Annotated in this window: 23 protein-coding genes; 7 read left to right on the plus strand and 16 right to left on the minus strand. The window is 63.4% G+C overall.

Going from position 1 to position 26,395, the window contains the following annotated elements; genetic code table 11:
- The first annotated feature begins 54 nt into the window (after nt 1–54).
- Nucleotides 55–798 carry a carboxy-S-adenosyl-L-methionine synthase CmoA gene (gene cmoA / locus BLV20_RS14045; protein ID WP_092302391.1) on the plus strand — a complete coding sequence of 248 codons (744 nt, stop codon included), beginning with the start codon at nt 55–57 and terminating at the stop codon, nt 796–798.
- Complete coding sequence (gene cmoB, locus BLV20_RS14050) at nt 795–1,751, plus strand: tRNA 5-methoxyuridine(34)/uridine 5-oxyacetic acid(34) synthase CmoB (protein WP_092302393.1); 957 nt, start codon at nt 795–797, stop codon at nt 1,749–1,751. Before cmoA ends, cmoB begins: the two co-directional genes overlap by 4 nt.
- A gap of 131 nt (nt 1,752–1,882) precedes the next feature.
- Here the strand turns inward: cmoB and tadA are convergent, their stop codons facing one another.
- From tadA to treP, 7 genes are all read right to left on the minus strand, one after another.
- Complete coding sequence (gene tadA / locus BLV20_RS14055) at nt 1,883–2,377, minus strand: tRNA adenosine(34) deaminase TadA (protein WP_092302395.1); 495 nt, start codon at nt 2,375–2,377, stop codon at nt 1,883–1,885.
- Nucleotides 2,377–3,753, minus strand: coding sequence for a multicopper oxidase family protein (locus tag BLV20_RS14060; RefSeq protein WP_092302397.1), 1,377 nt, complete (start codon nt 3,751–3,753; stop codon nt 2,377–2,379). The genes tadA and BLV20_RS14060 overlap by 1 nt, the downstream gene beginning before the upstream one ends.
- A gap of 261 nt (nt 3,754–4,014) precedes the next feature.
- Entirely contained in the window at nt 4,015–4,314 is a 300-nt protein-coding gene (locus tag BLV20_RS14065) for a PTS sugar transporter subunit IIB (protein ID WP_092302399.1), read from the minus strand.
- 2 nt (nt 4,315–4,316) lie between these two features.
- The gene (ptsP, locus tag BLV20_RS14070) at nt 4,317–6,872 is read right to left on the minus strand and encodes a phosphoenolpyruvate--protein phosphotransferase (protein WP_092302401.1); all 2,556 of its coding nucleotides are present in this window, start codon (nt 6,870–6,872) and stop codon (nt 4,317–4,319) included.
- 60 nt (nt 6,873–6,932) lie between these two features.
- Nucleotides 6,933–8,156: a maltoporin gene (locus BLV20_RS14075; protein ID WP_092302403.1), complete on the minus strand. Its 1,224-nt coding sequence runs from the start codon at nt 8,154–8,156 to the stop codon at nt 6,933–6,935.
- Between the two features lie 108 nt (nt 8,157–8,264).
- On the minus strand, nt 8,265–9,914 hold the full coding sequence (gene treC / locus BLV20_RS14080; RefSeq protein ID WP_092302404.1) for an alpha,alpha-phosphotrehalase: 1,650 nt from the start codon (nt 9,912–9,914) through the stop codon (nt 8,265–8,267).
- Between the two features lie 129 nt (nt 9,915–10,043).
- Entirely contained in the window at nt 10,044–11,486 is a 1,443-nt protein-coding gene (treP, locus tag BLV20_RS14085; protein ID WP_092302406.1) for a PTS system trehalose-specific EIIBC component, read from the minus strand.
- Nucleotides 11,487–11,823: 337 nt separating this feature from the next.
- On the opposite strand from treP, the gene treR reads away from it, so the two are divergent.
- Nucleotides 11,824–12,528, plus strand: coding sequence for a trehalose operon repressor (treR, locus tag BLV20_RS14090; protein ID WP_092302407.1), 705 nt, complete (start codon nt 11,824–11,826; stop codon nt 12,526–12,528).
- Between the two features lie 18 nt (nt 12,529–12,546).
- Here treR and BLV20_RS14095 read toward each other — a convergent pair whose 3' ends face one another.
- The 6 genes from BLV20_RS14095 to BLV20_RS14120 all read right to left on the minus strand — a co-directional run bounded on the left by BLV20_RS14095 (nt 12,547) and on the right by BLV20_RS14120 (nt 18,445).
- On the minus strand, nt 12,547–13,068 hold the full coding sequence (locus tag BLV20_RS14095; protein WP_092302410.1) for a helix-turn-helix transcriptional regulator: 522 nt from the start codon (nt 13,066–13,068) through the stop codon (nt 12,547–12,549).
- Nucleotides 13,069–13,070: 2 nt separating this feature from the next.
- On the minus strand, nt 13,071–13,352 hold the full coding sequence (locus BLV20_RS14100) for a hypothetical protein (protein ID WP_009045425.1): 282 nt from the start codon (nt 13,350–13,352) through the stop codon (nt 13,071–13,073).
- A gap of 290 nt (nt 13,353–13,642) precedes the next feature.
- Nucleotides 13,643–15,220, minus strand: a complete 1,578-nt coding sequence (guaA, locus tag BLV20_RS14105) for a glutamine-hydrolyzing GMP synthase (protein ID WP_092302413.1) — start codon at nt 15,218–15,220, stop codon at nt 13,643–13,645.
- Nucleotides 15,221–15,319: 99 nt separating this feature from the next.
- Nucleotides 15,320–16,789 (minus strand): IMP dehydrogenase, encoded by a 1,470-nt coding sequence (guaB, locus tag BLV20_RS14110; RefSeq protein WP_092302415.1) that lies wholly within the window; start codon nt 16,787–16,789, stop codon nt 15,320–15,322.
- Nucleotides 16,790–16,984: 195 nt separating this feature from the next.
- Nucleotides 16,985–17,533, minus strand: coding sequence for a sugar ABC transporter ATPase (locus BLV20_RS14115; protein ID WP_092302654.1), 549 nt, complete (start codon nt 17,531–17,533; stop codon nt 16,985–16,987).
- A gap of 144 nt (nt 17,534–17,677) precedes the next feature.
- Nucleotides 17,678–18,445: a sulfite exporter TauE/SafE family protein gene (locus tag BLV20_RS14120; RefSeq protein WP_092302417.1), complete on the minus strand. Its 768-nt coding sequence runs from the start codon at nt 18,443–18,445 to the stop codon at nt 17,678–17,680.
- A gap of 102 nt (nt 18,446–18,547) precedes the next feature.
- Between BLV20_RS14120 and BLV20_RS14125 the strand changes: the two genes are divergently transcribed.
- The 4 genes from BLV20_RS14125 to leuA all read left to right on the plus strand — a co-directional run bounded on the left by BLV20_RS14125 (nt 18,548) and on the right by leuA (nt 23,843).
- A complete protein-coding gene (locus BLV20_RS14125; protein ID WP_092302419.1) occupies nt 18,548–19,450 on the plus strand; it encodes a LysR family transcriptional regulator in 903 nt (300 codons plus the stop codon).
- Between the two features lie 69 nt (nt 19,451–19,519).
- Nucleotides 19,520–20,899, plus strand: a complete 1,380-nt coding sequence (gene xseA, locus BLV20_RS14130; RefSeq protein ID WP_092302421.1) for an exodeoxyribonuclease VII large subunit — start codon at nt 19,520–19,522, stop codon at nt 20,897–20,899.
- Nucleotides 20,900–20,902: 3 nt separating this feature from the next.
- Entirely contained in the window at nt 20,903–21,724 is an 822-nt protein-coding gene (locus BLV20_RS14135; RefSeq protein WP_092302423.1) for a peptidoglycan DD-metalloendopeptidase family protein, read from the plus strand.
- Between the two features lie 439 nt (nt 21,725–22,163).
- Nucleotides 22,164–23,843: a 2-isopropylmalate synthase gene (leuA, locus tag BLV20_RS14145; RefSeq protein ID WP_092302428.1), complete on the plus strand. Its 1,680-nt coding sequence runs from the start codon at nt 22,164–22,166 to the stop codon at nt 23,841–23,843.
- 69 nt (nt 23,844–23,912) lie between these two features.
- On the opposite strand, the gene BLV20_RS14150 is transcribed toward leuA, so the two are convergent.
- The 3 genes from BLV20_RS14150 to BLV20_RS14160 are packed head-to-tail and all read right to left on the minus strand — an operon-like array spanning nt 23,913 to nt 26,314.
- Nucleotides 23,913–24,326: a hypothetical protein gene (locus BLV20_RS14150; RefSeq protein WP_092302430.1), complete on the minus strand. Its 414-nt coding sequence runs from the start codon at nt 24,324–24,326 to the stop codon at nt 23,913–23,915.
- 54 nt (nt 24,327–24,380) lie between these two features.
- Nucleotides 24,381–25,178 (minus strand): amidohydrolase, encoded by a 798-nt coding sequence (locus BLV20_RS14155; protein ID WP_092302432.1) that lies wholly within the window; start codon nt 25,176–25,178, stop codon nt 24,381–24,383.
- Nucleotides 25,166–26,314, minus strand: coding sequence for a pyridoxal phosphate-dependent aminotransferase (locus BLV20_RS14160; RefSeq protein WP_092302434.1), 1,149 nt, complete (start codon nt 26,312–26,314; stop codon nt 25,166–25,168). Before BLV20_RS14160 ends, BLV20_RS14155 begins: the two co-directional genes overlap by 13 nt.
- Nucleotides 26,315–26,395 lie beyond the last annotated feature (81 nt).

Genomic DNA, 26,395 nt, shown 5'->3' on the forward strand with positions numbered 1-26,395 from the left:
GCGGCAGCGGCTACAATGCCGTCCCCCTTTTTTATCCCCACCGCTGGAACCGCCGTGAGCAAAGAACCCGACCGCCTTTTCGCCCAGCCCCTGGCCCAGGTGCCCGACTTCGCCTTCAACGAGGACGTGGTGCGGGTGTTCCCGGACATGATCAAGCGCTCGGTGCCGGGTTACCCGACCATTGTCGAGAACCTGGGCGTGCTCGCCGCCCAGTTCGCCCAGCCGGGTAGCGTGCTCTACGACCTGGGTTCGTCCCTCGGCGCCGTGACCCAGGCCCTGCGCCGTCATGTACGCACCGATGGCTGCCGGGTGATCGCAGTGGATAACTCGGCGGCCATGGTCGAACGCTGCCGCGAGTACCTCAACGGCCAGGATTCGATGTTCCAGGAGCTGTTGCCGGTGGAGGTGATCGAAGGCGACATCCTCGCCCTGCAATTCCAGCCGGCCTCGGTGGTGGCGCTGAACTTCACCCTGCAATTCATCGCCCCCGAACAGCGCCTGGCCCTGCTCGGGCGCATTCGCCAGGCGCTGCTGCCCGGTGGTGCGCTGATCCTTTCGGAGAAGCTGCGCTTCAATGATCCCGAGGAACATGCGCTGCTCACCGACCTGCACATCGCCTTCAAGCGCGCCAATGGCTACAGCGAACTGGAAATCGCCCAGAAACGCAGCGCCATCGAAAACGTCATGAAGCCCGACAGCCTCGAAGAACACCGCGAACGCCTGCTGGCCGCCGGGTTCTCGAAAGTCGTGCCGTGGTTCCAGTGTCTTAACTTTGCCTCGTTGATTGCCTTGCCATGATCGATCTATCCCCCCTCGCCCGCCGTCTGGCCGGTACTCCGCTGGCTGACTGGGCCAACACCCTGCAAGCGCAACTCGACACCAAGATGGAAAAGGGCCACGGCGACCTGGAGCGCTGGCAAAGCGCCCTGGACGCCTTGCCGAAGATCCAGCCGAGCACGGTCGACCTGCTCAACGGCCTGACCCTGGACACCGATTGCGACGATGCCACCCGCGCCCAGATGCGCAGCGCGCTGATGGGCCTGTCGCCCTGGCGCAAGGGCCCGTTCGATTTGTTTGGCGTGCATGTGGACACCGAATGGCGCTCGGACTGGAAATGGTCGCGGGTAGCAAAGCACTTGGACCTGCAAGGCAAGCGCATCCTCGATGTCGGCTGCGGCAACGGCTATTACATGTGGCGCATGCTCGGCGCCGGCGCCCACAGCGTGATCGGCGTCGATCCGAACTGGCTGTTCTTCTGCCAGTTCCAGGCGGTGCAGCGTTACCTGTCGGAGCCTGCGGTGTGGCACCTGCCGTTCCCCTTCGAAGACTTGCCGCCGAATCTGGAAGGCTTCGACACGGTGTTTTCCATGGGCGTGTTCTACCACCGTCGCTCGCCGATCGAGCATCTGCTGGCGCTCAAGGACTGCCTGGTCAAGGGCGGCGAACTGGTGCTGGAAACCCTGGTGGTGGAAGGCGATAAGCATCAGGTGCTGGTGCCGGAAGACCGCTACGCGCAGATGCGCAACGTGTGGTTCCTGCCGTCGGTGCCGGCTTTGGAATTGTGGCTGCGCCGTGCCGGTTTCAGCGATGTGCGGTGCGTGGATGTGAGCGTGACCAGCGTCGAGGAACAACGCGGCACCGAGTGGATGAAGTACCAGTCGCTGAGCGACTTCCTCGACCCGAACGACCACAGCAAGACCATCGAAGGCCTGCCGGCGCCGATGCGCGCCGTTATCGTCGCCAAAAAATAAATGCCTCACCCCCTGTAGGAGCGAGGCTTGCCCGCGATAGCGATTTCAAACGTCACGCCAGGTTCAAGGCATGCAGGGCCCGCGCTGGCGTCATCGCGAGCAAGCTTCGCTCCTACGGAAGAGGAAGGGGCTCAGTTGCGACTGGCCCGGCGCGCCTTGAAAAACTCGCTCAATACCGCGCCGCATTCCTCGGCCAGCACCCCGCCTTCGACCAGCACCCGGTGGTTGAGGAACCCCTGGTTGAAGAACTGCCCCTGGCTCTGCACGATGCCCGCCTTGGGCTCCAGTGCGCCGTACACCACCCGCGCGATACGCGAATGCACGATCAGCCCGGCGCACATGCTGCAGGGCTCCAACGTCACGTAGAGGGTGCTGCCGGGCAGGCGATAGTTGCTGACCGCCTGGGCCGCGGCGCGGATCGCGACCATTTCCGCGTGGGCGCTGGGATCGCTGCCGCTGATCGGGCAGTTGTAGCCGCGGCCGATGATTTCCCCGTCCTGCACCAGCACCGCGCCCACCGGCACTTCGCCCAGGGCCGCACCCTGCGCGGCCAGGGCCAGGGCTTCACGCATGAAGTCCTGGTCGCGGCTGCGGTCGATGATCCGGGCGGGGCGAATCTGTCGCATCAGGCCACCTCGATGGCGGCCATAAGGCCGGTTTCCATGTGGTCGATCACATGGCAATGGAACATCCACACCCCCGGGTTATCCGCCACCAGCGCCACTCGGGCACGCTCGTTCTTGCCCAACAGGTAGGTGTCGGTGAAGTACGGGGTGATCTTCTTGCGGTTCGAGGCGATGACCTTGAAGCTCATGCCGTGCAAGTGGATCGGGTGCTGGTACTGGGTCATGTTCTTCAATTCGAGAATGTAGCTCTGGCCTTTCTTGAGCGTGGCGATCGGACGGTCGGCGCAGGTCTTGTCGGTGATGTCCCAGGCCTTGCCGTTGATCTGCCAGAGGCTCGGTGGCTTGCCATTTTCCACGTTCACCGAGACCGAGCCAACCCACTCGAAGTTGAAGTTGAGCTTTTCGGCGTTGGCCAGGTCCGGCTCGGCGATCGGGTTGGCCGGCAATGCCGGCGGCCATTGGCTCGGCGCATCGTTGTTGGCCACCGAACGCAAGGTGCCCAGGCGTACCGGGCCGTTGCGCAACGACAGCTCCTCGCCGGCCGGCGGCGCCTTGATCGCCAGGCAAATGCGCATGCCCGGCCCCAGCCAGTATTCCTTGCCCAGCGGGCGCGGCTCGATGGGGTTGCCGTCCAGGGCGTAGATCTGCGCTTCGACGCCCGGAATGTTGATGCGGTAGGTCAGGGTGTTGTCGAGGTTGAGCAGGCGCACGCGGGTGATCTGCCCGGCCGGAATTTCTACCACCGCCTGGGCCACGCCATTGATGGTCGACAGGCGCCCCGCCGTACCGCCACGCGCCGCCTCGCGGGGAATGCTGAAAGGCACGAAGGCGCCGGCTTCATCCACATGCCAGCTTTTCAGGCTCAGGGTGCGTTCGTACCTGAAGCCGGTGGGTTCGCGCTCTTCGACGATCAGCGGGCCGACCAGGCCACGCCCCAGCTCCTCGCTGCTGTTGACGTGCGGGTGGTACCAGTAGCTGCCGGCATCCGGCACACGGAATTTGTAGTCGAAGTACTCGCCCGGCATCACCGGCAATTGCGAGACGTAAGGCACGCCGTCCATTTCCAGCGGCAGGCGAATGCCGTGCCAGTGAATGGTGGTGGCCACCGGCAGGTGGTTGATGAAGCGCACCCGCAGCCACTCGCCCTGGCGCACCCGCAGCTCGGTACCCGGCGCGGACGGGCCGAAGGCCCAGGCTTCGGTCTTGTGGCCCGGCACCAGCTCCACGTCCAGCGGCGCGGCGATCAGTTGATAATCGTGGCCCGCCTCGGCGTCGGCCATCTTGCCCAGCCAATAGCGCGACGCGCCACCGGCGCCCACGCCAACCACTGCAAGACCGGCCAGACCACCGAGTATCTGTCGACGGGTAAAGGACATGGACTCAACTACCTCACGTATCCGCGGCAGGCCGGGGCCCGCAAAAGGCGAATACGATACACCCGCAGTTGAGAAACGGTAAGGGCGGCGCGGCGACGGGACGCAGGCGTAACCGCCCTCTGTAGCCGCTGCCGAGCCTGCGAGGCTGCGTACGGGCGCGAAGCGTCCGCAACCCAGGCAACGCGTTGCACCTGAACCATCACGTTGGATGCCTTGGCGGGCGCTGCGCGCCCGTACGCAGCCTCGCTCGCTCGGCAGCGGCTACGTCGGAGACAGGCCGACGATCAGATGCACCACGCCCCCGGCCAGCGCCATTGCCCCGGGCACGCCGGCGCTACGCAAGGCCGTGGCATCGAGCAAGCTCGGGTCATGCAATTCCACCCGCACCCGGGTCAGGGCCACGCGCTGCCGGGTCTTGAGGTTGTTCGCACCGCCCAGCGCCGCAATGACGGCCTCCCCCAGGGCTGCGTCGTCTTTGACCTGGACCACCGCCTTCGGGTGGTCCGGCACTAGGTCCGGGGTCAGGGCCTTCCAGAATGCCCGTTGCAATTTCTCGAACATGTTCAGTTCTCCAGAACCAGTGAAGGGGCCAGCGTTGCCCGTTGATGCTGGTGCAAGGCATCGCGTACCTGTTCGGCGCTTTCCAGGCCGAGGATGTGCCCGGCAAGGGCTTGGCACTGCTTCAGCTCGACCTCGCGCACGCCGGCCTTGATCGCCGGGATCAGCGGCACGCTGACCGATAGCTCATCCACGCCCAGACCCAGCAGCAGCGGCACCGCCAGGGTTTCCGATGCCAGCGCGCCGCACACTCCGACCCACTTGCCGTGGGCATGGGCGGCCTTGACCGTGGCGGCGATCAGGCGCAGCACCGCCGGGTGGAAACTGTCGGCCTGGCTGGCCAGGCGCGGGTGATCGCGGTCCATGGCCAGGGTGTATTGGGTCAGGTCGTTGGTGCCGATGGAGAAGAAATCCACCTCGGGGGCAAACAGGTCGGCCAGCAGCGCCGCCGACGGCACTTCGATCATGATCCCCAGCTTGGGCAGCTCCTTGAGCCCCAGGGCCAGGGCTTCGTCCTCCAGCAGTTGCCGCGCCTGCCGCAACTCCGCCAGCTGGCTGACCATCGGCAGCATGATGTGCAGGCGCGCCAGCCCGGCGCTGGCGAGGATCGCCCGGAACTGCTCGCGCAACAGCTGCGGGCGCTCCAGGCACAGGCGGACCCCGCGCATGCCGAGGAAGGGGTTGGCTTCAGGCTCCATCGGCACATAGCCCAGCGGTTTGTCGCCGCCGACATCCAGGGTCCGCACCACCAGATTGCGCTCTGGCCCCAGGGCCCGGGCGATGGCGCTGTAGGTGGCGGCCTGTTCCTCATGGCTGGGGGCGACGCTGCGGTCCTGGTAGAGAAACTCCGAACGCAGCAGGCCGACGCCTTCCCCGCCCAGGAGCATGGCCTGCTCGGCCTCGGCCAGCGAGGCGACGTTGGCCGTCACCTCGACGTGATGGCCGTCGCGGGTCACCGCGGCCTGGGCCGACTGTTCCAGCTCCTGGCGCTGGCGCTGCTGTTGCTGCTGACGCCGCGCCTGCAACCGTTCGATGACCGCCAGCTCCGGGTCCAGGTGCAGTTCGCCCTGGTCGGCATCCAGCAGCACCGGGGTGCCGCCGGCCAACGCCAGCACCTGGAGCGGCAGGCCGCAGACCGCCGGCAACCCCAGGGCCCGGGCCAGAATCGCCACATGGCTGGTGGCCCCGCCGCCGACCGTGGCAAACCCCAGGACCTTGCTGGTGTCGAGGCCTGCGGTCTGCGACGGGGTGAGCTGCTCGGCAATCAGGATCGCCCGCTCCGGCAACGCCCAGGCGCTGTCCTGCACGCCCAGCAGCAACTTGAGCACCCGCTGCCCGACATCCATCAGGTCCAGCGCGCGTTCGGCCAGCAACGGATTGCCCAGCCCCTTGAACAGCTCGGCGGTGGCTTCGGTGGCCGCGTTCCAGGCAAAGGCCGCGCTTTTGCCGTCGGCGATCAGGGCCTGGGCCTGTTCCAGCAGGCCCGGGTCTTCCAGCAATTCCTGGTGAGCCTTGAAGATCTCGCCCTGGGCTGCGCTGGCGGCCTTGTCCCGCAGCACTTGCAGGGCCTCGCCGGCCTGCGCCAGCGCCTGTTCCAGTTGCTCGCGCTGCGCCGCCTGATCGCTGGCGAACTCGGCGATCTCGAGCCTCTGCTCGGCCACCTGCACCACCTGGCCGAAGGCCGAGCCTGTCGAGGCGCAGACACCGCGCAGCAATGTGCCCGCTGGCGGCGCAACCGCCGCAACCGGCGCGACAGGCACCCCAGGCTTTGCGGCGCTCACTGTCGCCACCGCTTCGCCACAGCCAGCCGCGAGCAATTCGGCCAGGGTCTTGATCGCCTGTTCGGCATCCGTGCCTGCCGCGCTGACCTGCAAGGCATCGCCCTGCGCGGTCTGCAACGCCATGATCGCCACCAGAGACTTGGCGTTGGCGCTGGCCTGCTGCTTATGCAGGCAGATGCTCGCCTTGAAGCCCTTGGCCGCCTGGGCGAATACCGCTGCCGGGCGCGCATGCAGGCCATGGGGATTGGGCAGCGTCACAGGCTTGGAGAACAGCGCCTCGCCCTCTTCGTCGGGCGCTGCGCCGGGTACCGCCTCGCCCATGCCCAGCTGCAGCAACGGCTGGCCGCTGTCCACCAGCGCGTTGTCGGCTGTCAGCCAGGTGAAGGGTTGGCCACTGACCACCAGCATCAGCGTCAGCAAGCTGCGCGCATTCACGGCAATGGCGTCGGCATCGAACTCGATCAGCGGCTGCCCGGCCTCGACCCGCTGCCCCTCCTGCACCAGGCGGCTGAACCCCTTGCCCGCCAGGTTCACCGTGTCCAGGCCGATGTGCATCAGCACCTGCACCCCATTGTCGTCGGTGACGCTCACCGCATGGCCACTGTCCTGCACATTGCTGACCACACCGGCCAGCGGCGCGCACAGGGTCTGCGAGGTCGGGTCGATGCACAGGCCGTCGCCGATGACCCGGCTGCTGAACACCGGGTCGGGCACTTGCTCCAGGGGCATCAGTACCCCGGACAGCGGCGCGAGCAGTTGCACTTGTTGGGTTGTTGCCATGACTTCACCTGCTGTTTGTTCTTTTAAGTGCCGATGGAGCGCGAGCCCCGACAGCATCGCTTATTTCCACCAGTACTCGACTTGCAATCCGACGTTCGCGCCATGTCGGGCCGTGCCGAAGGCGCCGGTATCGGACAGCGCCGAACCCGCCGCCAGCTCGTTCGCCGCGCGCTTGGCGGCCTGGTTCCAGCTGGCATAGGTGTAGTACAGACGCACTTCGGGGCGCGCCCAGAATTCCGGGCCCTTGGGCGACCAGGTCGGGGCGAAGGTGAACTTGCTGAGCTTGCGCGTGCCGCCGGGGGCCTCGACCTGGTCGTGGCCCAGTTCGGTGACCAGCTTGAATTGTTCGCTGATGGCATAGGCCGGGCGAACCCCCAGGGAGATCCAGTTCTGGTCGTTGCCGTCGGGACGGATGTCTTTCTGATAGATCGCCTCGACCTGCCCGCCAAACCGCGGGGTCAGTTGCCAGTCGAAGAACTCCACCAGGCGGTAGCTCTTGTTGCGGTCGTCCAGTTGCACGTCGCCGGTATAGCCCAGCCCGGTGCCGGGGCCTTCGCCGTATTGCAACGCCAGCTTGTTCTTGCCGCCGAGGAAGTCTTTTTGCACATGCTGGGCGGTGATCGCCCAGCCCCGATGGGCGTCGCGGCTGTCGGGCTTGTCGATGTAGCTCAGGCCCAGCTCCAGCTCGCCGCCGGGGTTGGTCTTGAAACCGGCGACGTTGAAGTCATGCCGGTTGATGTAGTCCTTCTGGTACAGGTTGTCCTTGCGCGAGAAGGCGTAGCTGTACTTCAAGTCGCCGATCAGCACGTCCTCGATACCGCCGCCGGTGGCGCTCTGGTTCCAGTAGTAGAAGTCGGAGATGTGGATGTCGTTTCGCTTGTAGTAACGCCGCCCGGCCCACAGCGAGCCACCGTTGAGGCTGGGCATGTTCGACCACTGGGCATACATCTGCGGCATGCGCGCCGAGCCGTTGTCGCCCTGGAAGGTCAGGCTGCGGTCGTACTGGTTATACAGCGACGCCATGGCATCGACACTGAGCACCGAGCCATCGTCCAGGGTGTACAGGTCCTGGCGCAGCTCCAGCTCGGCGTACTGTTCGCACTCGTTGCCCAGGCGGTATTTGGACTGCGCGCCGGGCAGCTGGAAACACGATTGCGAGCTGCTGTTGACCGAGGTCCCGAGGCCGCTGCGCAGGTAGCCGGCGAACTCCAGGGCCTGGGCCGGAAACGGCAGAGCCAGGCATACGCAGGACGCCGCAAGGCCACGATTTATTGTTGTTTTCATAAGCCACCCCATTATTTTTATTGTGTGTTCGTGCCCCGCAGGCGCCGCCTTACCGGCGAGCGAAAGCTCGCGGTGTGCCGGGCACGCCGCGCTCATGCGGGGAAGTTGTCAGCGGTCGATCAGGTGCAGGACAAAGGACTCGTAAGGCCGCAGGAACAGCTCGCGCCCGCGGGTGGGGTTGTCGGCGTAGTTGCTGATGACCAGGCGCTGCTCCCTGCGCTCGGCCAGCACGCCGTCCGGCAACTGCACTTCGCAGGCGCTGCCGTAGAAATTGTTCACCACCAGCAGGCGCTCGCCCTGCCCCTCGCGCAGATAGGCCCAGACCTGCGGGTGCTCAGGCAGCAACTGGCGATACTCGCCGTCCTGGATCAGCGGCTCGCGACGACGCAGGGCAATCAGCTGGCGGTAGTGGTGCAACACCGAATCCGGGTCTTCCAGCTGCTGCTCGACGTTGATCCGCGCGGCACTGGCCGGGACGCCGATCCAGGGTTCGACGCTGCTGAAGCCGCCATGGGCCTCGGTGTTCCATTGCATTGGCGTGCGCCCGTTGTCCCGGGACTTCTGCATGATCGCCGCCATGTTGTCCGCCTCGCTGTCGCCGGCTTCGCGCTTGAGGCGGTAGATGTTCAGGGTCTCGACATCGCGGTATTGGTCGATATGGGTAAAGCCCGGGTTGGCCATGCCCAGCTCTTCGCCCTGGTACACGAACGGCGTGCCCTGGAGGAAGTGCAGCGCGGTGGCGAGCATCTTCGCCGAAACCACGCGGTGTTCGCCGTCGTCGCCGAAGCGCGACACCACCCGCGGCTGGTCGTGGTTACACCAGAACAGCGCGTTCCAGCCGCCGCCGGCCTGCATGCCGCTCTGCCAGTCGGAGAGGATGCGCTTGAGCTGGAGGAAGTCGAAGTCGGCGCGGATCCACTTCTGCAGGTTCGGATAATCGACCTTCAGGTGGTGGAAGTTGAAGGTCATCGACAGCTCTTTCGACTCGGGCCGCGAGTAGCGGATGCAATGTTCGAGGCTGGTGGAAGACATCTCGCCGACATTGATCAGCTCAAAGCCTTCGAAGACCTCGCGGTGCATCTGCTGCAGGTATTGGTGCACGTTCGGGCCGTCGGTATAGAAGCGCCGGCCGTCGCTGGAGTCCTCGGGGAAATCCGCCGGTTTGGAGATCAGGTTGATCACGTCCAGGCGGAAGCCGCCCACGCCCTTGTCGCGCCAGAAACGCATCATCTTGAATACTTCGGCGCGCACCTGGGGGTTGTCCCAGTTGAGGTCGGCCTGGGTGTGGTCGAATAGGTGCAGGTAATACTGGCCGGTCTGTGCTTCGTATTCCCAGGCGGAACCGCCGAACTTGGACTCCCAGTTGTTCGGCTGGTCGCGCCAGATATAGAAGTCGCGATACGGGTTGTCGAGGCTGCTGCGCGCCTGCTGGAACCACTCATGTTCGATGGAGGTGTGGTTGACCACGATGTCCAGCATCAGCTTGATGCCGCGCTTGCCGGCCTCGGCGATCAGCAGCTCGCAATCGGCCATGGTCCCGTAGCTCGGGTCGATGGCGTAGTAATCGCTGATGTCGTAGCCGTTGTCGCGCTGGGGCGAACGCAGGAACGGTGTGAGCCACAGGCAGTCGACGCCCAGCCAGTGCAGGTAGTCGAGCTTGTCGACCACCCCCAGCAGGTCGCCGGTGGCCTGGCCGCTGTGGCTGTAGAAACTCTTCGGGTAGATCTGGTAGATCACCGAACGTTGCCAGTCTTGCATGGCGGGCTCCTTCAATGGGTTGGGGACTGGCCTGGTGGGCCTTTTCGCGGGCAAGCCTCGCTCCTGCGTATTCGAGGTGTGTGCAGGAGCGAGCGGGAGGCGATCCGGCTTGCCCGCGATAGCGATCCGTCAGGCGACGCGATACCCCGGCCGGATGATCTTCATGCTCAAGCCGCAGGTCAACACGAACGGCACCACCAGGGCGACGACCATGCCGACCACGAACATCGGGATGTACTGCGGAATGATCGAGATGAACCCCGGCAATCCGCCGACACCGATGGCCGAGGCCTGGACCTTGTTCAGCGAGAGGAAAATGCTGCCCAGCGCCGAGCCGATCAGCGCGGCATAGAACGGAAACTTGTAGCGTAGGTTGACGCCGAACATCGCCGGCTCGGTGATGCCGAAATAGGCCGAGATCGCCGAGGTCGAAGCCATGCTGCGGTCCCGGGCATTGCGGCTCATGGTGAACACCGCCAGGGCCGCGCTGCCCTGGGCCAGGTTGGACATGACGATCATGGGCCAGATAAAGGTGCCGCCCTGGGTGGAGATCAGTTGCAGATCGACCGCCAGGAACATGTGGTGCATGCCGGTGATCACCAGCGGTGCATAGAGCAGGCCAAAGATCGCCCCGCCCACCACCGGCGCCAGGTCGAACAGGGTGACCACGCCTTCGGTGATCAGGATCCCCAGATGGCGGGTCACCGGGCCGATGATCGCCAGGGCCAGCACCCCGGTGACCACGATGGTGGTGATGGGCACCACCAGCAGGGTAATGGCGTTGGGCACCCGGGCCCGCAGCCATTTTTCGATCACGCTCATCACATAGGCTGCCAGCAGGATCGGCAGGATCTGCCCCTGGTAGCCGACTTTCTCGATCTGGAACAGGCCGAAGATGTCGAAGTACGGCAGGCTCTGGCCCTCAAGCCCAGCCACGGCCTTGCCGTAGTTCCAGGCATTGAGCAGGTCGGGGTGGACCAGCATCAGGCCCAGGACGATGCCGAGGATCTCGCTGCCACCGAAACGCTTGGCCGCCGACCAGCCCACCAGCGCCGGCAGGAATACGAAGGAGGTGTTGGCCATCAGGTTGATCAGGCTCCACACGCCATCCAGGGCCGGATAGGCCTCGAGCAGAGTGCGGCCCTCGATGAACATGCCCTTGGCGCCGATCAGGTTGTTCACCCCCATCAGCAGGCCGGCAATGATCAGCGCCGGCAGGATCGGCATGAAGACATCGGAAAAAACCCGCACCAGGCGCTGCATGGCGTGGGTCTTGTCGGCGCCCTTCTGCTTGACATCGGCGATGGTGGACGCGGCCAGCCCAGTGAGCTGGCGCAAGGCGGCATAGACCTTTTCGACTTCGCCGGGGCCAATGACCACCTGGAACAGGCCGCCGGTGAAAAACGAGCCCTTGACCAGATCGATCTGGTTCAGCGTCGCGCTGTCCACCAGGCTCGGGTCCTTGAGCGCCAGGCGCAGGCGGGTGACGCAGTGCGCGGCTTGTTCGAGGTTGTCGGCGCCACCGAGGCTGTGCAGCAACTCGCTGGCGATCGTGGAGTAATCGTGGCCCATGCTTGGTCTTCCGCTTTGGTTTTTTGTTATTGGCAGCACGCCGAAGCGAAAAATACTCGTCTGTACGAGTTAAAGCAACAACTCGTACAGACGAGTTTGCCAATACCGTCCGCAAACTCCGCTCGCGATGAAATCTCTTTTGCGCGGAAACGCCTCTAGCCCAACGCTTTCCGGCAGAGCCCGCGTGCACGCCAGAAAATTCTTAAACTGCTGTAAGGTGTTTTATTGCCACTTCGGCACCCGCAGCCAGGCGTTCGACCCAAGCGCCTCAAATAGACAAATCCGCTCACGGCCCTTAAGGTTCCCGCCTTGAGCGCAGACGGCACAGAGCCATCCCATGAGTAAATACAACCAGATCTACAGCGATCTGCTTGCCAGTATCACCACCGAGCGCCTGCAACGCGGCGCTCGCCTGCCCTCCGAAACCGAGCTGATGGACAGCTACCAGGCCAGCCGCGGCACCGTGCGCAAAGCCATCGAGCAGCTGCAGGAACGCGGTTTCGCCCAGAAGATCCACGGCAAGGGCACGTTTGTGCTGTCGCCGCACCCGATCGAGTTCCAGCTGGGCGGCATCGTCAGCTTCCAGGAAACCTATCCGCGCCTGGGCAACGACGTCAGCACCGAAGTGGTGGAGTTCACCCAATTCCCCCTCGAAGGCGCATTGCGCGAACACCTGCAGGCCGAGGAAGGCAGCCTGATTACCCGCATCAAGCGGGTGCGGCGTATCGATGGCAAGCGGGTGATCCTCGACATCAACCACTTCGTCGCCGAGTTGATCCCGGGGCTGGACCGGCAGATTGCCGAGCACTCGATCTACGCCTATATCGAGCAGACCCTGCAGTTGCAGATCAGCTATGCCCAGCGGACCATCGAGGCGACCCCGCGCACCCGGGACGACCAGCAGCACCTGGACCTGGATGGCCAGAGCCATGTGATCGTGGTGAGCAACCAGACCTTCCTGCAGGACGGCCGGCAGTTCGAATACACCGAATCGCGGCACACCCTGGACAAGTTCTACTTCTCGGATGTCGCCCGGCGCTGACGCCGCGGCAGTTCCTGCTCAGCCCAGCAGCGCCACCAGCTCGGCGCTCGGGGTGCCAACCCGCCGGGCCTCCTTGGCAAGGTTTATCGATTGCGCAACCCGCGCCACTTCCATCACCGGGTGCTGCAACGAGTAACCGCCCCGGGCATCCAGCCAGCTCAGTACTTCCGCCAGGTGCCAGAGCGAGGCACTGCCCTCGTGGATCGCCAGGGGGAAGCTGCCGGCATGGTTGAGCATCAGCTTGCGCATGTTCTGCCGGGACACTCCGACGATGTCGGCAATCTCGCTCAGGCCGACGAAATCCGGGCTGGCTTCCACCAGCCGCGCATCCGGAATGATCCGCTTGATATCGGCCAGGGCACTGAGCAGCGCCGCTTCACCGCTTTCGGCCTCGCGGCTGAACTCCAGGGCCAGGCGCCCCGCCAGCCCGGTACCGACCAGCGCGTCGGTGCAGCCCCCCGCGCCCAGGCGCTCCACCAGCGCTAGCGGGTCGCAGTCGTGGGCGGGCAGCAGGTAGTTGAGGGTAAACAGGTATTCCATGGTCATGACTCCCGACGAGGTTGCGGGACTTTCCCGCCGCGCAGCTGATTCAGCGTGCAGTTGTCGATTACCCGGCACAGTGCCCGGGCATGCTGGAGGGGATTTTTCGGCGTGCTCCACACACTGGTGATGCAGAACTCGCCGCAACGACACACCTCGCTGTTGTAAGGGCAGTAGATCCTGCCCCAGGCATGACCGCCGCCGACTTCGACGCGCCAGCCCTGCCATTCGGCGTAGCGCAGCGCCATTTCAATGTCTTTCTTGGGATGAGGTGTGCGAGCCATCCGTGGCCTCCAGTCTCGTCAACAATGAATAGGTTGTCAACTGACAACCACAAATATTCTGAACATCTGCGCCGGAGTCGCCAGAGGCCGCCGCTGGGAGTTCGATGAATGTCTGTCGAGAGTACACAGGCCAGCCGGGCGACGATGGGCCCATGTCTTTCCTGGTATTGCGGGAGGGCTGTAAACCGGGCTTTTTAAAGACCCTGAAACACAAATGGCGATCGACACCCGAAGGTCTCGATCGCCATTGCCGTTGCCTGAACGATCAGCAGCCGATCACTCGGCCGGGATCATTCCCACTCGATGGTGGCTGGCGGCTTGCTCGACACGTCGTAGGTGACGCGGGAGATGCCTTCGATCTCGTTGATGATCCGGCCGCTGACGGTTTCCAGCAGCTCGTAAGGCAGGTGCGCCCAACGCGCGGTCATGAAGTCGATGGTTTCCACGGCACGCAGGGCCACGACCCAGGCGTAACGACGGCCGTCACCGACCACGCCCACCGATTTCACCGGCTGGAACACCACGAACGCCTGGCTGACCTTGTGGTACCAGTCGGCCTTGCGCAGTTCTTCGATGAAGATGTGGTCGGCACGACGCAGCAGGTCGGCGTATTCCTTCTTCACTTCGCCAAGGATGCGCACGCCCAGGCCCGGGCCCGGGAACGGGTGACGGTAGACCATGTCGTACGGCAGGCCCAGCTCCAGGCCCAGACGACGGACTTCGTCCTTGAACAGCTCGCGCAGGGGCTCGACCAGCTTGAGGTTCATTTCTTCCGGCAGGCCACCCACGTTGTGGTGCGACTTGATCACGTGGGCCTTGCCGCTCTTGGCGCCAGCCGACTCGATCACGTCCGGGTAGATGGTGCCCTGGGCCAGGAACTTGATGTTGTCCAGCTTGCAGGATTCGGCATCGAACACGTCGATGAAGGTACGGCCGATGATCTTGCGCTTCTTCTCCGGGTCGGCTTCGCCGGCCAGGTTGTTGAGGAACTGCTCCTCGGCGTTGGCGCGGATCACCTTGACGCCCATGTTCTCGGCGAACATGGCCATCACTTGCTCGCCTTCGTGCAGGCGCAGCAGGCCGTTGTCGACGAAGACGCAAGTCAGCTGGTCGCCGATGGCCTTGTGCAGCAAGGCTGCGACCACCGAGGAGTCAACGCCGCCGGACAGGCCCAGCAGCACGTTGTCGGTGCCGACTTGGGCACGCACCTGGGCGATGGCGTCCTCGGCGATTTTCGACGGGGTCCACAGGGCTTCGCAGCCGCAGATGTCGAGGATGAAGCGCGACAGGATGCGACCGCCCTGCTTGGTGTGGGTCACTTCAGGGTGGAACTGCACGCCGTAGTAACGCAGGTCGTCGTTGAACATGCCGGCGATCGGGCAGCTCGGGGTGCTGGCCAGGATGTGGAAGTCTTCCGGCATCTTGGTGACCTTGTCACCGTGGCTCATCCATACGTCGAGGCCGAACAGGCCGTCGGCGTCGACGTGGTCTTCGATGCCGTCCAGCAGGCGGCTCTTGCCGACCACATCGACGCGGGCGTAACCGAATTCACGCAGTTCGGAACCCTCGACCTTGCCGCCCATTTGCTCGGCCATGGTCTGCATGCCGTAGCAGATACCGAAGACCGGCACGCCCAGGTCGAACACCGCTTGCGGGCAGCGCGGGCTGTTGGCTTCGTGCACGGACTCGGGGCCGCCGGCGAGAATGACGCCTTTTGGAGCGAATTCGCGAATCGCTTCGTCATCCATGTCGAACGGATGCAGCTCGCAGTAAACGCCGATTTCACGCACGCGACGGGCGATCAATTGGGTGTACTGAGAACCGAAATCGAGGATCAGGATGCGGTGGGCATGAATGTCGAGGGCCATGATTCAGTCTCGTCTAGGTAATTCGAAAACAGTCGTGATTCAGAAACGACTCGGGGCTGAATAAAACAGCCCCGGTCATTTAACGTTTTGCTTGAAGCATCAACCTACGCGGTAGTTTGGCGCTTCCTTGGTGATCTGCACGTCGTGGACGTGGGACTCAGCCATGCCGGCGCCAGTGATGCGTACGAACTCTGGCTTGGTGCGCATTTCTTCGATGTTGGCGCTACCGGTGTAGCCCATGGAAGAACGCAGGCCACCCATCAGTTGATGGATGATGGCGGTCAGGGTGCCCTTGTAGGGAACACGGCCTTCGATGCCTTCCGGAACCAGTTTCTCGGCACCTGCCGAGGAGTCCTGGAAGTAACGGTCGGAAGAACCCTGGGCCTGGGACATGGCCCCCAGCGAACCCATGCCGCGGTAAGCCTTGTAGGAACGACCCTGGAACAGTTCGATTTCGCCAGGTGCTTCTTCGGTACCGGCGAACATCGAGCCCATCATCACGCAGGAAGCACCGGCAACGATGGCCTTGGACAGGTCACCGGAGAAGCGGATGCCGCCGTCGGCGATCAATGGAACGCCGGTGCCTTCAAGGGCCGCGGCGACATTGGCGATGGCGCTGATTTGCGGTACGCCGACACCGGCGACGATACGGGTGGTGCAGATCGAGCCAGGGCCGATACCGACCTTGACGGCGTCGGCGCCAGCTGCGGCCAGGGCCTTGGCAGCGGCACCGGTGGCGATGTTGCCGCCGATCACCTGCACTTGCGGGTAGTTTTCCTTGACCCAGCGCACGCGGTCGATCACGCCTTTGGAGTGACCGTGCGCAGTGTCGACCACCACCACGTCCACACCGGCATTGACCAGGGCGGCAACACGATCGCCGGTGTCTTTACCGGTACCGACAGCAGCGCCTACGCGCAGACGACCTTGATCGTCCTTGCTAGCCAGCGGGTAAGCCTTGGCTTTTTCGATGTCGTTGACGGTCATCATGCCCTTGAGGGCGAACTTGTCGTCGACGATCAGCACGCGCTCGATGCGGTGCTTGTGCAGCAGCTCGCGCACGTCGTTCTTGTCGGCGCCTTCCTTGACCGTGACCAGGCGCTCTTTAGGCGTCATCACTTCACGGACACTGGCTTCCAGACGGCTCTCGAAACGCACGTCACGGGAAGTGACGATGCCGACCAGGTCGCCATTGTGCAGCACCGGAACGCCGGAGATATTGTGCATGCGGGTAAGTTCGAACAGCTCGCGCACGGTGGCGTCGGCGTCGATGGTGATCGGATCCTTGACCACACCGGCTTCGTAACGCTTGACCTTACGGACTTCGGCAGCTTGCTGCTCGATGGTCATGTTCTTGTGGATGATGCCGATGCCACCTTCCTGAGCCATGGCGATTGCCAGACGGGCTTCAGTGACGGTGTCCATTGCGGCGGAAACCAGTGGAATATTCAGCTCGATGCCACGGGTAAGACGGGTCTTGAGACTGACTTCGTTAGGAAGCACCTCGGAATAACCGGGCACTAGGAGAATGTCGTCGAAGGTCAGAGCTTCTTGGCTGATACGCAGCATCGCGGGGGCTCCCGAGCGGGAAAATGGAAGCGCGCCATTATACTCAGACACCTACCCGGGCTCAATGCAAAACTCTGTCTATTATCAACGGAGTGATGGATGGGGAATTTGCCGCAACACCGCGTCTGTCTTGTGGGCAAGCGATGCCCCTGCCAACGACGAATACGCCACACGCAACCGTCTGCAGAAACGCCCTTACAACTCCACCTTCACCCAGCTCACCGGCTGGTCCAGCCACTCGGCGAACTCGTCGAGAAAGCTCTGCTTGAATCCGGCTTCGGCCCAGTTGTTGAAGATGAAACCGAGGTTGGAAAACCCGCATTCCTGCAGGAACAGAAAACCGTTGATGTCGTCTTCATGCCCGCATTCTGGGCAGGTGAAGTTATCGGTACGCCCGGGCATCCAGTCCTCCAGGCTCTCGAACAGCGCCTCCCCCACTTCCTGGCGGCATTCGGCGCAGCCTGCTTCCTCGAGAAAGCCCTTGGCCGGGGTATAGATGCAGCGCTTGGTAACAATCTCCAGGCCGTTGACCGGCTCGCCGAAGGGCAAGGCCTCCGGGTGCAGCACCACCTCCCGCGCGCCTGGGGCGATCGCATGCGCCATGCGATTGCCGGTACGGCCACAGGTGCTCAAGGCTTCCTCGACGATGTTCTTGCGCACCAGCCAGCGCACGATCGCCCGGGCGCGGGGTTCGTGAACCGGCAAGGTGGAGATTTTCGGGACGATGATGCTTTGCGAGTTCATGGATGGGGCCTGGAGCGTCTGGAGGAAAGTCTGCGTCGCCTGCTCGGACAGCATCGCCAGCAAGCCGATGCCTGCCGACCAGTATAGAAGTCGACCTGCCTTGCAGATCCGAGGGCCCGCAGCTTAATCCCTGGACCTCCCAGGTCAAGTCCCCAGGTAACGGCCGATCAAGGCAATACCGCTGGCCAGCACCAGCCAGGTCACCAGGCGGACGAACGCTTCGCGGGACAACTTCATGGTCAGGCGCCGGCCGACCCACAAACCCAGCGCCATCATCGGCAACAGACACAGCGCCAGCATCAATAAAGGCAGCTGCGCATAAACGCCGGCAATGGCGAACAGGCCCAGGCGTATCACGGTGCTGCAACTGATCAACGCACTCTGGGTGGCCCGCGCCGCGTCCTTGGGCAGGCGACTGTTCAGGTAAATGGCATATAAGAAGCCGCCGCTGCCGAACAGCGCCCCGAACATCCCGCCCACGGTCCCCATCGGAATCGCCCAACCCGCGACCAACGCCTTGGGCCGCGCCTTCACCCAAAGGCTGTACACCGCATAAGCACTGATAAACAGCCCCATCAACAGCAGTAGCACGTCGGACTTGAGGTTGAGCAGGAAGATCACCCCCAGGGTGCAGCCCAGCGCCATGCACGGCAGCAGGCGAAACAGCTCGGAGCGGTCGACATCCCGCCGCGACGGCAGAAGGTTGCCGAAGGCCGCGACAAAATCCAGCAGCACCAGCAGCGGGACGATCTTCGACAGCGGCATGAACAGGATCAGCACCGGCCCGGCCACCAATGCCGTGCCGAACCCGGCGATACCAAACACGATATAGGCAAGGGCGATTCCCAGGCCGATCGCCAACCAGCCACTCGCCCCCCACGACCACTGCCCCAACAGTTCGACCATGCTCATCGGCTCGCCCTTGCTCCTTTAATGAGGAATGACTTTAGCCAGCCACAAGCCTTGCGACTAATATCATCAAAGCCATCAACCCATCTCAAAAAGGCATGACGCGTGATTTCAACCCGCCAACTGCGCTACTTCGTGGAAATCGCCGACAGCGGCAGTTTCAGTGGCGCCGCCGAACGTCTGTTCATTGCCCAGTCCGCCCTCAGCCGGCAGATCAAGGAACTGGAAACCCAACTCAAGACCCCGCTGTTCGAGCGCACCGCGCGCCTGCCTCGGCTGACGGCGGCGGGCGAGGCGTTCTATCCGCGCGCCCGCAACCTGCTCGACGAGCTGAGCAAGGCCAGCGAGCTGGCGACCCAGGTCGGCCAGGGGCAATTGGGAACCTTGCGCCTGAGCCATTCCAGCACGGTGTCCATGAGCGGCCGCTTGCTGCGGGCCATCAGCGAGTATCTGGAACAGTGCCCCGGCGCCTCGATGGACATCGCCACCCTGTCTTCCGAAGCGCAGTTGGAGGAAGTCGCCGAAGGCCGGCTGGATATCGGCCTGCTACGCCTGCCGGTGCTGCGCCAGCGCGAGGGCGTGCAGATCACCCCGCTGTTCAGCGAGCGCCTGCTGCTGGCCGTGCCGTCGAATCATGCTCTGGCCTCAGCGCCTGCCGAGCAGGGTGTGGAGTTGGCGCAACTGCGCGACGAAGCCTTTATATCCATTCCCCATCCGCAGCGCGGCGGCCTGAGCTACCTGTCGGCCGAGCTGTGCATGCGCCAGGGCTTCTTTCCCAGGGCGGCGCGGGTGTTGTCGCGCAAGACCACGCAATTGCAATTGGTCCAGGCCGGGTTCGGCATCGCCCTGTTGCCCGAGTCGATGCGCGACATCGCACCTGCTGGCGTGCGCTTCCTGCCCCTGGCCGACCCGGCGTGCCAAAGCACGGTCGCCCTCGCCTCTCGGCAAGCCCCGACACCTTTGGTCAAGCAGTTCATCGAACACTTCCACCACGCCCTCGTGCCCTAGCCGTCGGCATCGTCTCCTTTTGTTTCGATCCATGGAGATTGTTTGCCGAATGCCTTTAAACTGCGCCCCATGATTAAAGATCCCTTTGCAAGACTCGGCCTGGACCGCGAAGTCCTGACCGTCAGCCAGCTCAACGGCCGTGCGCGGGTGTTGCTGGAAGACGTGTTCAGCAACATCTGGGTCGAAGGCGAAATCTCCAACCTCGCCCGCCCGGCGTCCGGCCATGTGTATTTCACCCTCAAGGACAGCGGCGCCCAGGTGCGCTGCGCGCTGTTCCGGCAAAATGCCGCACGGGTACGCCAGGCGCTGAAGGACGGCCTGGCGGTCAAGGTGCGCGGCAAGGTCTCGCTGTTCGAAGGCCGCGGCGACTATCAGTTGATCCTCGATACGGTCGAACCGGCCGGCGACGGCGCCCTGCGCCTGGCCTTCGATGCCCTGAAGGAAAAGCTCAGCGCCGAAGGCCTGTTCAGCGTCGAACGCAAAGTGCCGCTGCCGGCTCATCCGCAGCGCATCGGCATTATCAGTTCGCCGACGGGTGCGGTGATTCGCGACATCATCAGTGTGTTCCGGCGCCGGGCGCCGCAAGTGGCCCTGACCCTGATTCCCACCGCCGTACAAGGCCGCGAAGCGACCGCGCAAATCGTCCGCGCCCTGAAGATGGCTGATGCCCGTGGCTTCGACGCGCTGATCCTGGCCCGTGGCGGCGGCTCCCTGGAAGACCTCTGGTGCTTCAACGAAGAAGCCGTGGCCCGGGCGTTGGATGCCTGCGTCACACCGATCGTCAGCGCCGTGGGTCATGAAACCGATGTATCGATCAGCGACTTCGTCGCCGACGTGCGCGCACCGACGCCCTCGGCGGCCGCCGAATTGCTCGCCCCCGATTCCAGCGACCTGCAACACCGGGTTGAAAGCCTGCATCGGCGGCTGGTGATGCGCATGCGCGATCGCCTGCTGCGCGAACGCCTGCGCCTGGAAGGCATGGCCCGGCGCCTGCGCCATCCCGGCGAACGCCTGCGCCAGCAAGCACAGCGCCTGGACGACCTGGACATGCGCATGCGCCGGGCATTCGAGCGCAGCCTCAATATCCGCCGCGAACGCCTGATCCGCCTGGAAACCCGGCTCGCCGGCCAGCACCCCGGGCGTCAGCTGGCGCTGCTGCGGCAACGCCTCGACAGCCTGGCCGAACGCCTGCCACGGGCCATGCGCGAAGGCTTGAAGTCCCGCCGCCTGCAACTGCAAAGCCAAATGCAAACCCTGCATGTGGTCAGCCCGCTGGCCACTCTGGGCCGTGGCTACAGCATCCTGCTGGACGAACGCGGCCAGGCCATTCGCAGCGCTGCCCAGACGCATCCAGGCCAGCGCCTCAAGGCCCGGCTCGGCGAAGGCGAATTGCAGGTCCGGGTCGAGGACAATCACCTGACGCCCGTCACCCTTTCTTTACTGGACTGATCCATGCCGCGCTTTCTTAGCTCCCTGTTGTTGCTGTGCCTGACCTTCAACGCCCACGCCGACAGCTACATCACCCGCCTGCTGAACAAACCGGTGCCCGGCGGCGTGGCGGTGATCGACCTGGGCAGCACCACCCAGGCACCCAAGGCCAGCTACCAGGGAAAACCGCTGCTGGTGGTCAAGGAACAAAACAATTGGCTGGCGATTGTCGGCATTCCCCTGACCGTCAAACCCGGTACCCAGCAGATCAACGCTGGCGGTCGCACCCTGAATTTCAACGTGGGCAGCAAGAAATACCCGGAACAGCACATCACGCTAAAGAACAAGCGCCAGGTCAATCCCGATCCGGCCGACCTCAAGCGCATCGAAGCCGAGCTCGCCGAGCAGGTCCGCGCCTATCGCAGTTTCAGCCCCAATATCCCGAGCAACCTGCTGCTGGACAAACCGGTGAGCGGTCCGTTGTCGAGCAAGTTCGGCGTACGCCGCTTCTTCAATGGTGAAGAGCGCAACCCGCACGCCGGACTGGACTTCGCGGTGCCGGCGGGAACGCCAATCAAGACGCCCGCAGCCGGCAAGGTGATCCTGATCGGCAATTACTTTTTCAACGGCAACACCGTATTCGTCGACCATGGCCAGGGCTTTATCAGCATGTTCTGCCACATGTCGAAAATCGACGTGAAGGTCGGCCAGCAATTGGCCCGCGGCGGGGTGGTCGGGAAAGTCGGCTCCACCGGACGCGCCACCGGCCCGCACATGCATTGGAACGTCAGCCTGAACGACGCCCGCGTCGATCCGGCGATCTTTATCGGTGCCTTCCAGCCCTGAGCCCCCAAAAATTTGCAGCAGCCAGCGTGCTCGCATAAACCCGGGCATGCGGCGATCTTCCAGAAACAGCGCACCCTCGTTGAGGGTGATCAGCGGCAAACTTGCTCCTACAGGGATTGCGCAGCTTCAAAAGTCTGCGCAATAAGATCAAGCCAGCCTCGGGCCTGACAGAATAAAATCTCGCAAAAATTCAGTTTTAAGAGATTTATCTCAATTTTTTTCGACTGCTTGCCATCTTTCACCCCAGTGGTTAGGGTTGAGGGCATGAAAACCTCTCACACCCTCATTCAGCGCCGTCAACACCGAAGCCTCTGCCTCGTCAGCGCACGACTGCCGGGTTGAGTCGCGGTACCTCGTCCCCTGCTTCAAACATCGACAGCACACCCATTGATTCACCGGCAGGCCGCCTCTTTTCGGCCCGGACAATAAGGATTTTCCCATGAGCATGCTCAAAGACCCTTCCTCGAAGTACCGCGCGTTCCCGACCATCAACTTGCCGGACCGCACCTGGCCATCGAAAACCATCACCAGCGCGCCGATCTGGTGCAGTTCCGACCTGCGTGATGGCAACCAGTCGTTGATCGAGCCAATGGATGCGGTGAAGAAGCTGCGCTTCTGGAAAACCCTGGTCGCTGTCGGCGTGAAAGAAATCGAGGCCTCCTTCCCAGCCGCTTCGCAGACTGACTTCGACTTCGTGCGCACCCTGATCGAAGGCGGCCACATCCCGGACGACACCACCATCCAGGTGCTGACCCAGGCCCGTGAAGACCTGATCGCCCGCACTTTCGAATCATTGCGCGGGGCGAAGAAAGCCATCGTCCACCTGTACAACGCCACCAGCCCATCGTTCCGCCGCATTGTCTTCAACCAGGACAAGGAAGGCGTGAAAGAGATCGCGGTGAATGCGGCCAAGCTGTTCGTCAAATACGCCGCCCAGCAACCGGAAACCCAATGGCAGTTCGAATACTCGCCAGAGACCTTCAGCGCCACTGAGCTGGAGTTCGCCAAGGAAGTCTGCGATGCGGTGATCGAGGTCTGGAACCCGACGCCAGCCAACAAGGTGATCCTCAACCTGCCGGCTACCGTCGAAGTCGCTACGCCGAACATCTATGCCGACCAGATCGAGTGGTTCGGGCGTCACATCAACCGTCGTGACAGCGTGATCATCAGCCTGCACACCCACAACGACCGGGGTACCGGCGTGGCTGCCACCGAATTGGGCCTGATGGCCGGCGCCGACCGTGTCGAAGGTTGCCTGTTCGGCAACGGCGAACGTACCGGTAACGTCGATCTGGTGACCGTGGCCCTGAACCTCTACACCCAGGGCATCGACCCGCAGCTGGACTTCTCCGATATCGACGGCGTGCGCAAAGTGGTCGAGGAATGCAACCAGATCCCGGTGCACCCTCGCCATCCGTATGTCGGCGATCTGGTTCACACCGCCTTCTCCGGCTCGCACCAGGATGCCATTCGCAAGGGCTTCGCCCAGCAGAAATCCGATGCACTGTGGGAAGTGCCGTACTTGCCGATCGACCCGGCCGACATCGGCCGCAGCTACGAGGCGGTGATTCGCGTCAACAGCCAGTCGGGCAAAGGCGGTATCGCTTACCTGCTGGAACAGGAATACGGCATCAGCTTGCCGCGCCGCATGCAGATCGAGTTCAGCCAGGTGGTACAGCGTGAAACCGATCGCCTGGGCCTGGAGATGACTGCCCAGCAGATCCACGCGCTGCTCCACAGCGAATACTTGCAGGCCAACACGCCATACGCGCTGGTCAGCCATCGCCTGCAGGAAGAAAACGGCCACAGCGCCGTGGAAGTCGAAGTGTCCAGCAAGGGCCAGGGCGAGACCAACCTGCACTGGCGCGGCAAGGGCAATGGCGCCCTGGAAGCACTGGTGGCCGGCTTGCCGGTTCCGGTGGAAATCATGGACTACAACGAGCACGCCATCGGCGCGGGCACCAATGCCAAGGCTGCTGCCTATATCGAACTGCGTGTGAACGGCGAACGTGCGGTGCACGGCGTGGGTATTGATGAAAACATCACCACCGCCAGCTTCAAGGCGCTGTTCAGTGCGTTGAACCGCTCCCTGAGCCAGCTGGACGCCAAAGCCGCCTGACAGCGTCGCAGCGATAAAAAAGCCCCGGATGATCCGGGGCTTTTTTTTTCCGTTTATGCAATGCCTGGCTCAGGCGGTGGTATTGATCCGCGCCGTCAGCGCCTGGAGCAAGGCCGCCTGCAACACCTGCAGGTTGCTGGCGGTGATCGCAATCTGCGCCTGCACTTCCAGTGCCTGTTGCGCCTTCTGCTGCTCGCTCGCCTGGCCCTTTTGCATCCCGGATAATTGCGACTGCTGCTCGGAAAGGGTCTTTTCCGTCTGATCGATCTGCTTCTGCAACTGCGCGACGATATCGGCGGTGGACGCGTTGAGATCGGCCTTGGCGCCGTATTCCTGCATGTCGACACTCACCGAGTCGCGGTCATCGGCAACGCTCTTGTCCTGCGCCTCAAGCGGATTGGCCTGCTGCTCGGCTATGTTGAGCTTTTGCGGTGAGGCCCCCAGCGGGAATGGATTGATGCTCGCTGCACCGATAGTGGTCATGATGAATCTCCCTGAAAATCCTCTTACCCCTTAACGGCCCACCCCGACAGATCTTTAAGCCTGGGTGAACTCGAAGGTGTCGGCATCGAGGTAGGCTGGAAAGCGCGCGCGATACGCAGCCAGCTCCGCGGCATTCAAGCAGACCTGGAATACCCCGTCGGCCTCACCGGCGCTGAGCAGGGTCTCGCCCTGAAAGTCCAGCACCTGGCTATCTCCGGTGTAGGCAAAGCCCTTGCCGTCGGTGCCGATCCGATTGACCGCAGCCACGTAACACTGGTTTTCGATAGCCCTGGCCGGCAACAACCGGTTCCAGTGCTGGCGCCGCGCTCCCGGCCAGTTGGCCGTGTACAGCAGCAGGTCGGTGTCGTGTGCGTCGCGGCTCCACACCGGGAAGCGCAGGTCGTAGCAAATCAGCGGCCTGATACGCCACCCCTTGAGCTCGAACTGCACCTGGCGCTCGCCCGGCGTGTAATGATCGTGCTCGCCGGCCATGCGGAACAGATGACGTTTATCGTAATGCCAGACCTCACCGTCAGGACGAGCCCATAACAGGCGGTTGCGGTGGCTGCCGTCGGCGGCCTGGATGATCACGCTGCCGGTGATGACCGCATCGAGCCTGGCGGCCTGGATACGCAGCCACTTGCTGGTCGGACCGTTTTCCGCCTCGGCGAGGGCTTCGGACTCCATGGAAAATCCGGTGGTGAACATTTCCGGCAGGATAATCAGATCGGCGCCCCGGGCCTGCTCGAGCAGCGGTTCGAAATGCTCGAGGTTGGCCTGGCGATCGTGCCAGGCCAGGGAGGTCTGGATCAGCGCCACGTTCAGATTGGGCAAAGCACTCAGATCACGCATAGTTTCTCCGCTGCCTGACGCAGCGTCTCCTCGCGCTTGGCAAAGCATAGCCTTACCAGGCGCTGTCCTTGCGGTGGCTCGCGGTAGAACACCGACACCGGAATGGTCGCGACGCCGTGCTCGCGGGTCATCCAGATCGCCATCTCGACATCGTTCAGGTCCGGACGGATCTGCGAATAGTCCACCAGTTGAAAGTAAGTGCCGGCCACACGGGTAAAGCTGAACCGCGAAGGCGCCAGCAGATCGCAGAACAGGTCGCGTTTGGCCTGGTAGAAGCCGGGAAGCTCCTCGACATGCTCCGGGTGTTCGGCCATGTAGTCGGCCAGGGCGTACTGCAAAGGAGTCACGCCGCAGAAACTGACGTATTGATGCACCTTGCGCAGCTCCGCGCTCAAGGCCGGCGGCGCAATCACGTAGCCGGTTTTCCAGCCGGTCACGTGGTATGTCTTGCCAAAGGAGCTGACCACGAATGCCCGCTGATACAGCTCCTCGTGGGCCAGCACGCTGACGTGCGGGACGCCATCGAACACCAGGTGCTCGTACACCTCGTCGCTGACCAGGTAAATGTCCCGATCGCGAATCAGCGCAGCCAACTGGTCCAGTTCCGCGCGGCTGATCAGCGCACCGCTGGGGTTGTGCGGTGCATTGAGAATGATCATCCGGGTGCGCGGGCTCAGGGCCTCGCCAAGCTTCTGCCAATCGATGGAGAAATCGTTGAGGCCAAGCTGCACATGCACGCAACGGCCCCCGGCCAACTCGACTGAAGGCTCATAGCTGTCGTAGCACGGATCGAAAACGATGACTTCATCACCGGCCTGGATCACCGCCTGGATGGCACAAAAAATCGCCTGGGTGGCGCCCGGTGTGATAGTCACCTCGGTGTCGGCATTCACCTGCACGCCATAGCTGCGGGCAATCTTGGCCGCCACTTGCCGGCGCAAGGCTGGCAGGCCGGTCATCGGCGCATATTGGTTGTGGCCGCTGGCGATATGCCGGGAAACGGCATCGCGCAGGGCCTGCGGACCATCGAAATCGGGAAAACCCTGGGACAGGTTCAGCGCTCCGGTTTCCACCGCGAGCTGCGACATTTGCGTAAAAATGGTGGTGCCGACATTCGGCAGCTTACTGGTGATCATGGGTGATTCCCTGCTGAACACCCGGCTCACGACGGCACGGGAGGCCCCGAGAATAGCCCAAACCACAGGCATGAAAAAGGG

The sequence above is a fragment of the Pseudomonas sp. NFIX28 genome, assembly GCF_900107395.1.
GTDB lineage: Bacteria > Pseudomonadota > Gammaproteobacteria > Pseudomonadales > Pseudomonadaceae > Aquipseudomonas.

Coding starts and splice junctions, on each gene's coding strand:
- cmoB (WP_092302393.1), top strand. CDS start 795: ATGATCGATCTATCCCCCCTCGCCCGCCGTCTGGCCGGTACTCCGCTG.
- tadA (WP_092302395.1), bottom strand. CDS start 2,377: ATGCGACAGATTCGCCCCGCCCGGATCATCGACCGCAGCCGCGACCAG.
- BLV20_RS14060 (WP_092302397.1), bottom strand. CDS start 3,753: ATGTCCTTTACCCGTCGACAGATACTCGGTGGTCTGGCCGGTCTTGCA.
- BLV20_RS14065 (WP_092302399.1), bottom strand. CDS start 4,314: ATGTTCGAGAAATTGCAACGGGCATTCTGGAAGGCCCTGACCCCGGAC.
- ptsP (WP_092302401.1), bottom strand. CDS start 6,872: ATGGCAACAACCCAACAAGTGCAACTGCTCGCGCCGCTGTCCGGGGTA.
- BLV20_RS14075 (WP_092302403.1), bottom strand. CDS start 8,156: ATGAAAACAACAATAAATCGTGGCCTTGCGGCGTCCTGCGTATGCCTG.
- treC (WP_092302404.1), bottom strand. CDS start 9,914: ATGCAAGACTGGCAACGTTCGGTGATCTACCAGATCTACCCGAAGAGT.
- treP (WP_092302406.1), bottom strand. CDS start 11,486: ATGGGCCACGATTACTCCACGATCGCCAGCGAGTTGCTGCACAGCCTC.
- treR (WP_092302407.1), top strand. CDS start 11,824: ATGAGTAAATACAACCAGATCTACAGCGATCTGCTTGCCAGTATCACC.
- BLV20_RS14095 (WP_092302410.1), bottom strand. CDS start 13,068: ATGGAATACCTGTTTACCCTCAACTACCTGCTGCCCGCCCACGACTGC.
- BLV20_RS14100 (WP_009045425.1), bottom strand. CDS start 13,352: ATGGCTCGCACACCTCATCCCAAGAAAGACATTGAAATGGCGCTGCGC.
- guaA (WP_092302413.1), bottom strand. CDS start 15,220: ATGGCCCTCGACATTCATGCCCACCGCATCCTGATCCTCGATTTCGGT.
- guaB (WP_092302415.1), bottom strand. CDS start 16,789: ATGCTGCGTATCAGCCAAGAAGCTCTGACCTTCGACGACATTCTCCTA.
- BLV20_RS14115 (WP_092302654.1), bottom strand. CDS start 17,533: ATGAACTCGCAAAGCATCATCGTCCCGAAAATCTCCACCTTGCCGGTT.
- BLV20_RS14120 (WP_092302417.1), bottom strand. CDS start 18,445: ATGAGCATGGTCGAACTGTTGGGGCAGTGGTCGTGGGGGGCGAGTGGC.
- xseA (WP_092302421.1), top strand. CDS start 19,520: ATGATTAAAGATCCCTTTGCAAGACTCGGCCTGGACCGCGAAGTCCTG.
- BLV20_RS14135 (WP_092302423.1), top strand. CDS start 20,903: ATGCCGCGCTTTCTTAGCTCCCTGTTGTTGCTGTGCCTGACCTTCAAC.
- leuA (WP_092302428.1), top strand. CDS start 22,164: ATGAGCATGCTCAAAGACCCTTCCTCGAAGTACCGCGCGTTCCCGACC.
- BLV20_RS14150 (WP_092302430.1), bottom strand. CDS start 24,326: ATGACCACTATCGGTGCAGCGAGCATCAATCCATTCCCGCTGGGGGCC.
- BLV20_RS14155 (WP_092302432.1), bottom strand. CDS start 25,178: ATGCGTGATCTGAGTGCTTTGCCCAATCTGAACGTGGCGCTGATCCAG.
- BLV20_RS14160 (WP_092302434.1), bottom strand. CDS start 26,314: ATGATCACCAGTAAGCTGCCGAATGTCGGCACCACCATTTTTACGCAA.